Genomic DNA, 14,392 nt, shown 5'->3' with positions numbered 1-14,392 from the left:
AAAATTGGCCGATGACTGAATTCATCCCCGAAGGCAGCCGCTTTCACGCCCTCGCCTCGCCTTTCCCGATGAAGCGCGGCGGCGTGTTGCATGGCGCCCGCGTCGCTTACGAAACCTGGGGCACGCTCGATGCCCAGGCCAGCAATGCCATCCTGATCGTCACCGGGCTGTCGCCCGATGCCCATGCCGCCAGCCATGCCGGCAACCCGGCGCCGGGCTGGTGGGAACCCATGCTTGGCCCCGGCAAGCCGATCGATACCAACCGCTGGTTCGTGGTCTGCGTCAATTCGCTGGGCAGCTGCAAGGGCTCCACTGGCCCCGCATCGCCGGACCCGGCGACCGGACAGCCGTACCGGCTGAGCTTCCCGGAGCTGTCCATCGAGGATGTGGCCAATGCCGCCGCCGACGTGGTCAAGGCCCTGGGCATCACGCAGCTGGCCTGCCTGATCGGCAACTCCATGGGCGGCATGACCGCGCTGGCGCTGCTGTACCAGCACCCGGGCATCGCCCGCAGCCACATCAACATTTCCGGCAGCGCGCAGGCCCTTCCGTTCTCCATCGCCATTCGCTCGCTGCAGCGCGAGGCCATCCGCCTGGACCCGGCCTGGAACAACGGCGACTACGACGAGGAGCACTACCCCGAGTCAGGCATGCGCATGGCCCGCAAGCTGGGCGTGATCACCTACCGCTCGGCCTTGGAATGGGATGGCCGCTTTGGTCGCGTGCGACTGGATTCGGAGCTGGCCGACGAAGACCCGTTCGGCATGGAGTTCCAGGTCGAAAGCTACCTGGAAGGCCATGCGCGCCGCTTCGTGCGCCGCTTCGACCCCAACTGCTACCTCTACCTGGGCCGCTCGATGGACTGGTTCGACCTGGCCGAATACGCCGGCGGCGACGTGCTGGCCGGGCTGGCGAAGATCCACGTCGAGCGTGCGCTGGCCATCGGTGCCAACACCGACATCCTGTTCCCGGTCGAACAGCAGCAGCAGGTTGCCGACGGACTGCGTGCCGGCGGCGCCGACGCCCGCTTCATCGGCATGGACTCGCCCCAGGGCCACGATGCCTTCCTGGTCGACTACGACCGCTTCGGCCCCGCGGTAGGCGACTTCCTGCAGTCCCTGCCGACAACCGCCTGATCCCCGGGCCTACGCCACGCCCCGGGCGCGGCCGATGGCCTGATCACGGTGCGCCGAACACGCTGGCGACTCTTCCCCGAACGAGAGTCGCCACCATGGTGTCGCGCCTGTTGCTGTGCCTCCTGCTGTTGACCTGCGGCCCGCTGCACGCCGCCTCATCCCCCTTGATGTCCGCCAGCACCTGGCAGGACGGTCCCGACGTCACCCGCTTCTGGGTCAGCGAGAAACTCGACGGTGTCCGCGCCCGCTGGGATGGTCGGCAACTCCGCACCCGCACCGGCAGCGTGATACCCGCGCCCGTCTGGTTCACCCGCGGTTGGCCGGTGCAGGTGATGGACGGCGAACTCTGGATCGCGCGCGAACGCTTCGATGCCACCAGCGCCATCGTCCGCAGCAATCCCGCCCGCGACGACGCATGGCGACAACTGCGTTTCATGGCCTTCGACCTTCCGGTGCAGCCAGGCACGTTCAGCCAGCGCCTGGCTGCATTACAGGGTGTTGTCGAACAAAGCGGCAACCCGCACCTGGCCCTGGTCGAGCAACGTCGCCTCGCCGACACGGACAGCCTGCACCGTCACCTGCGCAGCGTGGCGGCAGGCGGTGGCGAGGGATTGATGCTCCACCATGAAGACAATCCCTACCGCGACGGTCGCAGCAATGGGCTGTTCAAGCTCAAGTTGTTCGAGGATGCCGAAGCACGCGTGATCGGCTACGTTCCCGGCAAGGGCAAGTACACCGGCATGGTCGGCGCACTGTTGATGGAGACGCCGCAGGGGCTGCACTTCCGCCTGGGCAGCGGATTGAGTGACGCGCTGCGCCGCACCCCGCCACCGGTCGGCAGCCAGGTCACCTACCGCTACAACGGGCTGACACCCAACGGCCTGCCGCGCTTCCCCCGCTTCCTGCGGGTACGGCATGCCAACCAGTGACACCCCGGCCTGGAACAGGCGATGCCGGTTCCAGGCGGGATGCGCCCAATGCGCGCCCCTGCCCCACCGGTCACTATCGCCGGCCGCGTGATTGGGCTCCAATACACCCCTCCGAACCACCACGCCGACGATGCGCTACCAGGGACGACTGCAGGACTGGAACGACGACAAGGGCTTCGGCTTCGTCACCCCCAACGGTGGCGGCGAACGCGCCTTCGTCCACATCAAGGCGTTCGACCAACGCGGGCAGCGCCCCTCCAACGGCGCGCTGATCAGCTACGCGGTGCGCAAGGATGAACGCAACCGCCTCAATGCCACCGCCGTGCGCCTGGCCGACACGGCGGGCGCCCGCGGCCGCAAAACGCCCGCATCCAGGGGACGATCCGCCACACCCGGCCGCCACGCACGCCACCTGCCACGTATCGCGCTGGGTCTTTCGGCCCTGCTGTCGCTCGCAGCGTGCGGGTGGCTGGAATGGATACCGGCATGGTCCGCGCTGGTCATCGTCAGCCTCAGCCTGGTCGCCCTGCTGCTGTACGCGCTGGACAAGGCCGCCGCGCAGCAGGGCCGCCGGCGCACCCCTGAAAACACCCTGCACCTGGTGTCGCTGCTGGGTGGCTGGCCCGGTGCGCTGATGGCGCAGGGGTTGTTCCACCACAAGCACCGCAAGCGGTCCTTCCAGGTCGCGTTCTGGCTGACCGTGCTCATCCATTGCGCGGTGCTCTACCTGCTGGCGTCCGGCCGCTTCACGCGCGTCCACTGAGTCGGCTCCCCGGCGCCATGCCATCGGAACGGGACCTCTTCACGGTGCCGTCGTATCATGGCCGCCGTTTGCCGCGTTCCACCGGACTCATGGACAGAGCCTTGCGCCCCCTTCTTCCCCGCCTGCGTGCCGGTCTGTTTGGCCTGGCCACGCTCACCGTGCTGTGCATTGCACCGGCGTCCGCGCAGACGGCACGCAAGCCGTCGTCCTACGAACATGCCCCGCAGGCTCCCAGCGCCGCCTCACGGCAGGCACCGGACTTCCTGTCACGCATTGATGGCCGCGAGGACTTCATGCGCCTGGCCCGTGTCTACAACGTCGGCACGCCACTCGAGATTCCGCACCTGATCTTCGCGATCGATCGCCAGCAGGGCGATCGCATGTACTACATCAACACGCCGCGTTTCCCGCTGCACGAGACCTTCGTACGCCACGAGAAGCTCATGCCCCAGCTGGACAAGGCCACGCTGGCGGCGCAGTACCGCGATCCGCAGCGGCGGTTCCTGTTCGGCACCCTCAGCTGGCAACGCGCCCTGCCCGGCTACGTACATGAATTCTGGGAAGGCGACCAGCTCACGCCGGAACTGCTGCGGCTGGCCGACGCCCGTGTCCGTACCACGTTCCAGGACGCGATCCGGTTCAAGAGCAACTCCACCCAGCAGGAACAGGCCGCCCGTGCCGCGGGCGTCGCGTTCATCACCCAGGAAGCACTGCTGCGTGAGCAGGTCTTCCTGCCATTGAACACCGGTCGCGCGCAGGGCCGCCTGCGCATCGTGCGTTCGGTGGAGCAGGCCGGCGAGCTGTCGCCGCAGGACATCGTGGTACTGGATGAGGTCCCCATCGCGCTGCCACCGGTAGCCGGGCTGATCACCCAACGTCCTTCCACCCTGCTCTCGCACGTCAACCTGCTGGCCAAGGGGTGGCGGATTCCCAATGCGTATGTCCGCGACGCACAGGCCGAGCTGCGCCGCCATGACGGCCAATGGGTGGAGCTGGAGGTCAGCAACACCAACTACAGCGTGCGCCCGGCCACGCGTCCGGCACGCGTACCCGTCAGCACCGCGCAGCGTCCAACCGCCAGCCTGCCGCGACCGGACCTGTCGGTCAGTGCGCTCAAGCCATTGGCCGAACTGCGCCGGGGCGACAGCCGCCATTGCGGCGTGAAGGCCGCCAATCTCGGCACGCTCCGCGCCGCGCTGCCGCCCGATGCGCGTGTGCCGGACGGCTTCTGCATTCCGTTCTCGCGCTACCAGGCCTTCATGCAACGCCTGCGCATTCCCGAACGACTGGCCGCGTTGGAGCAAAGCCCGGGCTTCGCCGGCGACGCCTCACGCCGTCGCCAGGCGTTGACCGAGCTGCGCGAGGCCATCGTCAATGCGCCTGCGGACCCTGCGCTGGTCCAGCTCGTGCAGAGCCAATGGCAAGGCCAGTTGCGGAGCGCCGGCGTGTTCGTGCGCAGCTCGTCCAACTCCGAGGACCTGCCCGGCTTCAGCGGTGCCGGCCTGTACACGACCGTTCCCAACGTCGTGCGCGCCGATGCGCTGGTCAAGGCGGTGCAGACGGTGTGGGCATCGGTCTACAACTTCGAAGCCTACGAAGCCCGGCGCGTGGCAGGGCTGGGGCAGGACGCGTTGGTCATGGCGGTACTGGTGCAGCAGGCCGTGCCTTCGGACAGCTCGGGCGTGATGATCACCCGCGATCCGTTCGATGCTGGCCGTCGCAACATCACCTATATCTCGGCCAAGCGCGGACTGGGCATCCGTGTGGTGGAAGGCAAGCGCCAGGCCGAACAGGTGATGTATTCCAGCCGCTCGCGGGCGGTGCAGGTGCTCAGCCGTTCGGCCGAAGACACCCAGCTGGTCGCCGATCGCAATGGCGGCGTACGCGAGGTTGCCCTGCCCGCTTCACGCCAGGTGTTGAACGACGCATTGGTCGCGCGGCTTGCCGCCGTTGGCCGCAGAACCCGGCAAGCCCTGGGCGGCACCGAGCAGGACATCGAGTGGGCGGTGGTCGGCAACGACATCCTGATCCTGCAGTCGCGCCCTTACGTGGACGGTAGCCGGTAACCCAGGAGGGGTTGCCCTTTCGACGACCTGCCACAGCGCCAGCTTCGCCGCTGAAGTCGTTCCTACGGCGCGGGGTCCAACTCCAGCAACTGCCCCTGCTGCAGGCGGTACTCCCGGTGCACGACGCCTGGCGGCAGGCGGTCGTGCGTGATCATCAGCAGGCTGCGCGAACCCAGGGCCGCGGCCAGGTCCGTCAACAGCGCGTGCGCGGTGTCCACGTCCAGGCCTTCGGTGGGTTCATCGAGCACCATCAGCGGTGCATCGCGCAACAACGCGCGGGCCAGCGCCAGGCGTCGCGCCTGCCCGGCCGACATCGTCGCACCGTTCTCGCCGACCCATGCCAGCAACCCGCCCTGCTGGCGCGCCCATTCGCCCAAGCGGACCTGTTCCAGCACCTGCCACAGCGCGTCGTCGCTGGCATCCGGGCGGCCAAGGCGCAGGTTCTCGGCAATGCTGCCGGCGAACACCGGCGCGCCCTGCGGCAACCATGCGATCTGGCGATGCCAGTCGTCCTGCGCGAACCGGCGCAGGTCCACGCCGCCGTAGCGCACACTGCCCTGCCCCGGGTCCCACAGCCGCAGCAGCAACGCCGACAACGTGGTCTTGCCGCTGCCGCTGTCGCCACGGATCGCCACGCGGTCTCCCGCTGCAAGGTGCAGGTCCACGCCGTCCAGCAGGCGCCGGCGCTCGCCAGGCCAAGCGAACACCACTTGCTCGAACACGACCGATGCATCACCGGCCGGCACCGGCGCCGGCGTCGCGGCCTCGGGCACCGACGGTGGCTGCTCGATGATCTGCTGCAGGCGTCCTCCGGCCACGCGTGCGGACTGCCACGCCTGCCAGGCGATGCCGCTGCCTGCAGCCACCTCCAGCAACGCCACGGTCATGAACACCAGCGCCGCCGCATGGGGCGCTTCTATCCGCCCGGCCTCGAAGGCGGACAGCGCCAGCCACAACATCGCCAGCAGGCCCAGCCCCGACAAGACGGCATGCAGGACGTTGCCGCCGATCAGGCGGCGACGGCGCCGCCGGTCACGACCGGCCACTTCGCGTGCGGCCGCATCGACACGTGCGATCCAGGCATCGCGCGCGTGCAGCGCGGTGAGGTCGGCAACACCTTCCAACCCTTCATAGGCGAGCGTGCGCAGGGTCGCACGGCTCTGCGCACGTTGCGCCTCGCCGGCATCCCCGCGTCGCACCGCCAGCAACGGCACGCCCACGCCCACCAGTACCGCCAGCACCAGCAACAACAATGCCGCCGGCCAGTAGATCAACGCGGCGGCGATGATCGTGGCCACGCACATGCCGGCCAGCGCCAGCAACGGCCCCAGCGCGCGCACCACCCAACCGTCCATCTCGCCGATATCGGACATCAGCCGCGCCAGCAGTTCGCCGGTACGGCTGCTGCCCAGGCGTGCCGGCGCGAGCGGCAAGGCGCGCCGGAAGAACCACACGCGCAAGTCCCGGGCAATGCGCAGGGTAGCCTCGTGCCCGACCAGCTTCTCGAAGTAGCGCGACACGATCCGCGCCATCGTCAGCCCGCGGATCCCCGCCGATGGCGAGAAGAAGTTGAAGGTCGCGCCCATGCCCAGCGCACCGGCCAGCGCCGCCCCGGTCAGGAAGCCGCCGGACAGCCCCAACAGGCTCACCCCGGCCAGCATCGTGGTGAACAGCAGCACGATCGACAGCAACAACCACCCGCGCTGCCGGCCGAACACGCTTCGCATGTCATCGCCACTCATGCACGCACCTCCGGCTGCTGCAGGTCGATGATCGCGTCGGCCCAGCGCATCGCCGCCTCGCTGTGGGTCGCCATCAACACAGTGCGCCCCCGCGTATGTGCGGCCAGGGCCTGCAGCAGGTCGGCCTCGGTCTGCGGATCAAGGAACGCGGTGGGCTCATCGAGCAGGAGCAGGTCCGGCTCTCGCAACAGCAGCCGGGCCAGGCCGATGCGACGCGCCTCGCCGCCGGACAGGCCAAAGCCGCGCTCGCCGATCACCGTGTCCAGGCCCTGCGGCAGGTCCCGGGCAAACCGCATCACCTGCGCCACCTCCGCCACGGCCTGCAGCCGCGCGTCACTGACCGACGGGTCGGCCAGCCGCAGGTTGTCGGCGATCGAACCGTGGAACAGGTACGGGCGCTGCCCGGCGTAACCGACCCTGACCCCCTCACGCAGCACGATCCGGCCCTGGCGGGGCGGCAACCAGCCCGCCAGCGCTTCCAGCACGGTGCTTTTGCCGCTGCCGCTGGGACCGACCAGCGCCACGCGCTGGCCATCGGTGAGGGAGAGAGAGAAACCACGCAGCACATTCTGCGCACTGCCCTGCGGGCGCAGTGTCGCGCCCTGCACCCGCAACAAGGGCGCATGCCGCTGGGCCGGTTCCTGCCCGGTGGACGCGGTGTCGGCCGGCCCCGGGGCAAGGCGGGTGTCCTCGGCCAGCAGCCGCTCCACTTCGGCCGCCGCCGCCAGCGCGTTGGCCCGGTCGTGGTAATGCGCGGCCAGCCGCCGCAACGGGGCGTAGAACTCCGGCGCCAGCAGCAGGCAGAACATGCCGGTACCCAGGGTCGGCACGCTGGCATGCAGCGACATCATCCCCAGGTAGCTCAGGCCCAGGTACAGGGCCACCATCGCCACGCTGACCGAGGCGAAGAACTCCAGCACGGTGGAGGACAGGAAGGCGATCCGCAGTACCTTCATGGTCCGCACGCGCACCCCGTCGGCGGCCTGCGCGATGCCCTGCAACTCGGCATCCCCGCGCCCGTACAGGCGCAGCAGGCCCAGCCCCTTGATGCGATCGGCGAAATGTCCGCTCATGCGCGCCAGCTCGCCGAGCTGGGCCCGGCCGGCGGCCTCGGCCCCCCAGCCCACCAGCATCATGAAGAACGGCACCAGCGGTGCGGTGAACAGGAAGATCACCGCCACCACCCAGTCCACCCAGGCCACCGCGACGGCGATCAGCAGCGGCACCACCACCACTTCCACCCGTACCGGCTGGAAGCCGGCGTAGTAGCCCTCGATGGCGTCACCGTGGGCCAGCAGCAGCTCGCCCAGCTCGCCGCTGCGCTGGCGTCGCTGCCACAGCGGGCCGCGTGCCATCAGCCGCCGGTAGACCTGCTCGCGCAGCGCCAGCCGCGCACTGTCGGCCACGTCTCCGGCGGCGGACTGGGTCAGGCCGCCCAGCAGGCTGCGCGCCACCAGCACCGCGGCCAGCAGGCCGAAAACGTGAACTGCCTGCACGATGGGCAAGCCCTCCACTACTATGCTCTGGATCAACCAGGCAATGGCCCCGGCCTGCACGATCAGCAACGCACCCGAAGCACACACGGACAGGGCCGCCAGCCGCTGCCGTGGGCGGGCCCCGGCGGCGAGGGAGGCCAGCCATTGCTGATGCTGGCGACGCTGCTGGCGCAACGCTTCGCCCGGATGTGGAACTTCGCTCAAGATTGGCAACTCTGGTGAAGGAAATCTGCCTGATTGTAAGCAAGCAGCACCCCGTCCGCCGGCAACCGCACCTTCGCGGTTGCGCACGACCGTCACATTGATCCAGATCAAGGCACGGCAATGCATGAACCCGGAGCATTCTGTCCATAGAACCCCCTCCAGCCCCATGACGCCCACCCACGAGGTAGATAGGCCATGATTGATCCAACAGTCGTAGAACTGTCGCGGTTGCAGTTCGCGCTGACCGCGATGTACCACTTCCTTTTCGTCCCGCTCACCCTGGGCCTGTCCTTCATGATCGCGATCATGGAGAGCGTCTATGTCATGACCGGCAAGGACGTCTGGCGCCGCATGACCCTGTTCTGGGGCGTGCTGTTCGGTATCAACTTCGCCATGGGCGTGGGTACCGGCATCGTCATGGAGTTCCAGTTCGGCATGAACTGGTCCTACTACAGCCATTACGTCGGCGACATCTTCGGCGCGCCGCTGGCCATCGAAGGCCTGATGGCGTTCTTCCTGGAAGCCACCTTCATCGGCCTGTTCTTCTTCGGCTGGGGCCGCCTGTCCAAGGTGCAGCACCTGACCGTGACCTGGCTGATGGCGCTGGGCACCAACCTGTCGGCGCTGTGGATCCTGATCGCCAACGGCTGGATGCAGCACCCGGTGGGTGCCGTGTTCAACCCGGAAACGATGCGCATGGAAGTCGTGGACTTCATGGCCGTGCTGTTCAACCCGGTGGCACAGGCCAAGTTCGTGCACACCGTGTCGGCCGGCTACGTGACCGGCGCGGTGTTCGTGATGTCGATCAGCGCCTTCTTCCTGCTGCGCAACAAGCACCATGACGTCGCCCGCCGCTCGTTCGCGGTGGCGGCGGCCTTCGGCCTGCTGTCCTCGCTGTCGGTGGTGGTGCTGGGTGACGAAAGCGGCTACGCCGCCAACGAGCACCAGAAGATGAAGCTGGCCGCGATCGAAGCCATGTGGGAGACCGAGCGTGCCCCGGCCGACTTCACCGCCTTCGGCATCCCGAACCAGCAGACCCACCAGAACGACTACGCGGTCAAGATCCCGTACCTGATGGGCCTGATCGCCACCCGTTCGCTGGACAAGCCGATCCCGGGCATCCTGGAACTGGTCGAGCGCGCCGAGCACCGCATCCGCGGCGGCCAGCTGGCCTACGGTGCACTGGAGCGCATCCGCGCCAACAAGAACGACGTCGAAGCCCGTGAAATGTTCGACCGCCATTGGCAGGACCTGGGCCACGGCCTGCTGCTCAAGCGTTACCGCGCGGACATCCTCAACGCCACGCCGCAGGAGATCTCGCAGGCCGCGATGGACACGGTGCCGACGGTGGCCCCGCTGTTCTGGACCTTCCGCATCATGGCCGGCCTGGGTTTCTACCTGATCGCCTTCTTCGCGGTGGCCTTCTACTACTCCTGCCGCCACAACTTCCAGGACAAGCGCACCTTCCTGAAGATCGCGCTGTGGACGCTGCCGGCCCCGTGGATCGCCATCGAATGCGGTTGGTTCATCGCCGAGTACGGCCGCCAGCCGTGGGCCGTGGATGGCGTGCTGCCGACCTTCTACGCCGCCTCGGGCCTGGCCCTGCACCAGATCGTCATGACCCTGGCCGGCTTCACCGCGCTGTACACGGTGCTGATGATCATCGAGATCAAGCTGATGCTGAAGGCCATCCGCAAGGGCCCGGACGACATCCTGCCCTCGCTGCAGCCCTCGGCTGCTTCCAACAACGCCGCCTCGCCGGCCACGCGCCAGGCATAAGGCAGGAGAACACTCATGGATTTCATTCTTCTGGACTACACGACGCTACGCGTGATCTGGTGGCTGCTGCTGGGCGTGCTGCTGATCGGCTTCGCGGTGATGGATGGTTTTGACCTGGGCGTCGGCGCGCTGCTGCCGTTCGTGGCCAGGACCGACGAGGAACGCCGCCTGGTGATCAACACCATCGGCCCGGTATGGGAAGGCAACCAGGTGTGGCTGGTGCTCGGTGGCGGCGCGATCTTCGCCGCCTGGCCGCCGCTGTACGCGGTGAGCTTCTCCGGCTTCTACCTGGCGATGTTCGTCATCCTGTTCGCCCTGATCCTGCGCCCGGTCGGCTTCAAGTACCGCGGCAAGATGCCCAGCCAGCGCTGGCGCAACAACTGGGACTGGGCACTGTTCATCGGTGGCTTCGTCCCGGCGCTGATCATGGGCGTGGCCGTGGGCAACGTGCTGCTGGGCGTCCCCTACCACTTCGATGACAGCCAGCGCGTCTGGTACACGGGCACGTTCTTCGGCCTGCTGACCCCGTTCGCCCTGCTGGCCGGCCTGCTCAGCGTCGCCATGCTGGTCTCGCACGGTGCCGCCATGCTGGTGCTCAAGACCGACGGCCCGGTGGCCGATCGTTCGGCCCGCTTCGGCAGCATCGCCGCCATCGTCAGCTTCGTGCTGTTCGCCGCCGGCGGTGCCTGGGTCGCACTGGGCCTGCCGGGCTATGCGGTCACCTCGCAGGTGATCAGCGATGGGGCCAGCAACCCGCTGTTGAAGAGTGCCGAACTGACCGCCGCCGGTGGCTGGATGCACAACTACAGCGCCATGCCGGCCACGATCCTGGCGCCGGTGGTGGGCCTGATCGGCGCGCTGGCCAGTGCTGTGCTGCTGCGCAAGCGCCGTGGCGGCCTGGCCTTCATCGCCTCGGGCCTGTCGATCGCCGGCATCATCTTCACCGTCGGCTTCGCCATCTTCCCGTTCCTGCTGCCCTCCTCCAGCCAGCCGGGCTCCAGCCTGACGCTGTGGGACGCATCGTCCAGCCATCTGACGCTGTGGATCATGCTGCTGGCCACGGTGGTCTTCCTGCCGATCATCATCGGCTACACCACCTGGGTGTACCGCGTGCTGAAGGGCAAGACCACGCTGACGGAAATGGGTGAAAACCCGAACGCCTACTGATCCACATCCACGCTTTAGGAAGGAGACATCACATGTGGTATTTCGCCTGGATTCTGGGTGCTGGTCTTGCTTCGACCGTTGCGATCCTCAACGGCATGTGGTTCGAAGCACGCGAAGCGCGCAAGAGTGAAACAAAACGTTAAAAAAATGCGCTGAGGTATTGTCAGGAGCCCGGACTGAGCGTATCTTTCCGGGCTCCTTCACGGGGTGTAGCTCAGTCTGGTAGAGCGCTACGTTCGGGACGTAGAGGTCGCAGGTTCGAATCCTGTCTCCCCGACCAGAAGGTCGCATCGAAGCCTGGAAAACGGCGACGTTTTCCAGGCTTTTTTGTGGATGTACAAGCCGCCTTCGGGCGCACTGGAAGCAACCCTCCCGCGCGGTTGGCTTCCGGGGAAAACCACTTGCAAGACTGCGGGAACGCCGTTATCATAGGCGGCTCCTTCGGGGTGTAGCTCAGTCTGGTAGAGCGCTACGTTCGGGACGTAGAGGTCGCAGGTTCGAATCCTGTCTCCCCGACCAATTCAACAAAAGCCGGCCTCTGGCCGGCTTTTGTTTTAGGCGGGTTCCACACGGTGCCGGACCCGCCATGCCGGAGTTCGACATGTCTTCGCCCACCACCTCCCCCACCCCGGCCCCGCTGCTGCATGGCCGTCTGCTGGCGTTCGTCGCCATCGTGCTGGTTTCGGCCAACCTGCGCAGCGCGGTGACCTCGCTGACGCCGTTGCTGGACCGGCTGGGCCACGTCTTCGACTTCGGCAGCACCATGACCGGCGTGCTCGGCATGATGCCGACGGCCGCCTTCGCCGCCTTCGGCCTGGCGACGCCCCGCATCACCCGCGCCATCGGCCTGGAACGCACCGCCGTGCTGACCATGGTGCTGGCCACGCTGGGTCTGCTGCTGCGCGCGGCCTCCGGCAATGTCGGCATGCTGATGCTGGGCTCGGCGATCGCGCTGGCCGGCATGGGCATGGGCAACGTGGTGGTCCCGCCGCTGGTCAAGCGCTACTTCGCCGACCGCGTTGGTACGTTGAGCACGATCTACATCACCGTGCTGCAGGCCGGCACCATGATCCCCGCGCTGCTGGCGGTGCCGATGGCCGATGCCTTCGATTGGCGCATCTCGCTGGGCATGTGGTCGCTGCTGTCGCTGGCCGCCCTGCTGCCATGGATCCTGCTCGCCCGGCAGGCGCCCCGCGAAGCCGCCTCGGCAGCCACCGGCCACGCGCCGGGGCGTGTCTGGAAGACATCGCTGGGCTGGGGCATGGCACTGATGTTCGGCATGACCTCGCTGGGTACCTATTCCCTGTTCACCTGGCTGCCGAAGGTGATGGTGGAAGCCGGCGCCAGCGAAGCCTTCGGTGGCGTGATGGTGGCGGTGTACTCGGCGATCGGCCTGGCCCCTTCGCTGCTGGTGCCCGCGCTGGCGGTGCGCCTGCGCAACCCGTTCCCGATCGCGGTGATGGTGTTCGTGCTGAACATGATCGCCTTCGCCGGCCTGCTCTGGGCCCCGATGAAGGCCCCGTGGCTGTGGGCAATCATCGCCGGCCTGGGCCCTTCCACGTTCCCGCTGGGCCTGACCCTGATCAACCTGCGCACCCGCACCCAGGCCGGCTCGGCCGCCCTGTCCGGCTTCATGCAGGGGGTGGGCTACAGCCTGGCCAGCCTTGGCCCGCTGCTGTTCGGCTGGCTGCACGGCGTCAGCGGTGGCTGGACCTGGTCGTTCGCCTTCCTCGCGCTGTGCTCGGTGGTGCTGACGACCGCCGCCTGGTTCGCCTGCAAGCCGCAGCAACTGGAAGACCGCTGGTAAGGCGCCCCCTCGGCGGGTATCAACCCAACGGGTGCCGCACCTGGCCCTCGCCCTGCACCACGAAACGCTCCACCGTGAGTGCTTCCAGGCCCATCGGGCCATAGGAATGCAGGCGCGTGGTGGAAATGCCGATTTCCGCGCCCAGCCCCAGCTCACCGCCGTCGGAGAAGCGTGAGGAGGCGTTGACCATCACCACCGCCGAGCGCAATGCCTGCACGAATGCCTGGCCGTGTGCGGGCGTACCGGTGGCGATCACCTCGGTATGGTCGGAGGTGTACTGCTGGATATGCGCGATGGCAGCCTGCAGGTCCGGCACGATGCGGATGGCCAGGATCAGGTCCAGGTACTCGGCGGCGTAGTCGTCTTCCGTGGCGGCCAGCACGTCCGGCAGCACCGCGCGGGTGGCCACATCCCCCCGCAGCTCCACCCCGCGCTCGCGCAACGCCTGCGCCGCCGCCGGCAGGAAGCGCGCAGCGATGGCTTCATGCACCAGCAGTGTTTCCAGCGAATTGCAGGCCGCCGGACGCGAGACCTTGCCATCGACCAGCAGGCCGATCGCCAGATCGATATCGGCACTGTCATCGACGAACAGATGGCACACGCCCTTGTAGTGCTTGATCACCGGCACCCGCGCATGCTCGGCGACGAAGCGGATCAGGCCCTCGCCACCGCGCGGGATGGCCAGGTCGATGACGTCGTTGAGCTGCAGCAGTTCCAGCATGGTTTCGCGGCGCAGGTCCTCGACCAGGGTCAGCGCCGCTTCCGCCAAGCCGGCCTCGCGCAGGGCGCGCCGGAGGCTGGCGGCGATGGCGGTGTTGGAATGGATCGCCTCCGAACCGCCACGCAGGATCACGCCGTTGCCGGCCTTGATGCACAGCGCCGCCGCATCAGCGGTCACGTTCGGGCGCGCCTCGTAGATCATCGCGATCACCCCCAGCGGCACGCGCACCTTCTGCACGCGGATGCCATTGGGCCGCACATAGTCGCGGGTGACCTCGCCCACCGGGTCCGGCAGCGCCGCCACCTCGCGCAGCGCATTGGCCACACCGGCCAGGCGTGACGGGTTCAACGCCAACCGATCGAGCATCGCAGTGCCCACGCCCTTGTCGCGCGCGGCCTGCAGGTCCTTGTCATTGGCCGCCAGGATGGCCGGGGCATCGGCCTCCAGTGCCGCCGCCATCGCCTGCAGCAGGTCGCCACGGGCCTGCGTGGAGAGACGGCCCAGTTGCAGGGCGGCATCACGGCATTGCAGGGCCAGGGTGCGGATATCACTCATGACGGTTCCCGTGGTTGCGGGGCGAAC

The 14,392-nt window shown here is 67.8% G+C and carries 11 protein-coding genes and 2 tRNA genes; 10 read left to right on the top strand and 3 right to left on the bottom strand.

Annotation, left to right across the window (positions count from 1 at the left end):
* Positions 1 to 11: 11 nt before the first annotated feature.
* The 4 genes from metX (at position 12) to VA603_RS03815 (ending at position 4,894) form a co-directional block, all read left to right on the top strand.
* On the top strand, positions 12 to 1,136 hold the full coding sequence (gene metX / locus VA603_RS03830) for a homoserine O-acetyltransferase MetX (protein WP_192286055.1): 1,125 nt from the start codon (positions 12 to 14) through the stop codon (positions 1,134 to 1,136).
* 95 nt (positions 1,137 to 1,231) lie between these two features.
* A complete protein-coding gene (locus VA603_RS03825) occupies positions 1,232 to 2,065 on the top strand; it encodes a DNA ligase (protein ID WP_323437965.1) in 834 nt (277 codons plus the stop codon).
* Between the two features lie 130 nt (positions 2,066 to 2,195).
* Complete coding sequence (locus VA603_RS03820) at positions 2,196 to 2,828, top strand: DUF1294 domain-containing protein (protein WP_323437964.1); 633 nt, start codon at positions 2,196 to 2,198, stop codon at positions 2,826 to 2,828.
* Between the two features lie 101 nt (positions 2,829 to 2,929).
* On the top strand, positions 2,930 to 4,894 hold the full coding sequence (locus VA603_RS03815) for a PEP/pyruvate-binding domain-containing protein (protein ID WP_323437963.1): 1,965 nt from the start codon (positions 2,930 to 2,932) through the stop codon (positions 4,892 to 4,894).
* Between the two features lie 62 nt (positions 4,895 to 4,956).
* On the opposite strand, the gene cydC is transcribed toward VA603_RS03815, so the two are convergent.
* A complete protein-coding gene (gene cydC / locus VA603_RS03810; RefSeq protein WP_323437962.1) occupies positions 4,957 to 6,636 on the bottom strand; it encodes a thiol reductant ABC exporter subunit CydC in 1,680 nt (559 codons plus the stop codon).
* On the bottom strand, positions 6,633 to 8,336 hold the full coding sequence (cydD, locus tag VA603_RS03805) for a thiol reductant ABC exporter subunit CydD (RefSeq protein ID WP_323437961.1): 1,704 nt from the start codon (positions 8,334 to 8,336) through the stop codon (positions 6,633 to 6,635). Before cydD ends, cydC begins: the two co-directional genes overlap by 4 nt.
* A gap of 195 nt (positions 8,337 to 8,531) precedes the next feature.
* Between cydD and VA603_RS03800 the strand changes: the two genes are divergently transcribed.
* From VA603_RS03800 to VA603_RS03775, 6 genes are all read left to right on the top strand, one after another.
* A complete protein-coding gene (locus VA603_RS03800) occupies positions 8,532 to 10,115 on the top strand; it encodes a cytochrome ubiquinol oxidase subunit I (protein WP_323437960.1) in 1,584 nt (527 codons plus the stop codon).
* Between the two features lie 15 nt (positions 10,116 to 10,130).
* Positions 10,131 to 11,282 (top strand): cytochrome d ubiquinol oxidase subunit II, encoded by a 1,152-nt coding sequence (cydB, locus tag VA603_RS03795; protein ID WP_323437959.1) that lies wholly within the window; start codon positions 10,131 to 10,133, stop codon positions 11,280 to 11,282.
* Between the two features lie 32 nt (positions 11,283 to 11,314).
* Positions 11,315 to 11,425: a cytochrome bd-I oxidase subunit CydX gene (cydX, locus tag VA603_RS03790; protein WP_132863011.1), complete on the top strand. Its 111-nt coding sequence runs from the start codon at positions 11,315 to 11,317 to the stop codon at positions 11,423 to 11,425.
* Positions 11,426 to 11,485: 60 nt separating this feature from the next.
* Positions 11,486 to 11,562 (top strand) — tRNA-Pro (locus tag VA603_RS03785).
* 162 nt (positions 11,563 to 11,724) lie between these two features.
* A tRNA-Pro gene (locus tag VA603_RS03780) sits at positions 11,725 to 11,801 on the top strand.
* Between the two features lie 82 nt (positions 11,802 to 11,883).
* The gene (locus tag VA603_RS03775; protein WP_192286062.1) at positions 11,884 to 13,089 is read left to right on the top strand and encodes a CynX/NimT family MFS transporter; all 1,206 of its coding nucleotides are present in this window, start codon (positions 11,884 to 11,886) and stop codon (positions 13,087 to 13,089) included.
* A 19-nt stretch (positions 13,090 to 13,108) separates the two neighbouring features.
* Here the strand turns inward: VA603_RS03775 and VA603_RS03770 are convergent, their stop codons facing one another.
* Positions 13,109 to 14,365 carry a glutamate-5-semialdehyde dehydrogenase gene (locus tag VA603_RS03770; protein WP_132863009.1) on the bottom strand — a complete coding sequence of 419 codons (1,257 nt, stop codon included), beginning with the start codon at positions 14,363 to 14,365 and terminating at the stop codon, positions 13,109 to 13,111.
* Positions 14,366 to 14,392 lie beyond the last annotated feature (27 nt).

The organism is Stenotrophomonas capsici (assembly GCF_034961085.1).
Taxonomy (GTDB): Bacteria; Pseudomonadota; Gammaproteobacteria; order Xanthomonadales; family Xanthomonadaceae; genus Stenotrophomonas; species Stenotrophomonas capsici.
The sequence above is the reverse complement of the archived record's forward strand: the minus strand, read 5'-3'. Positions and strand labels throughout refer to the sequence as shown.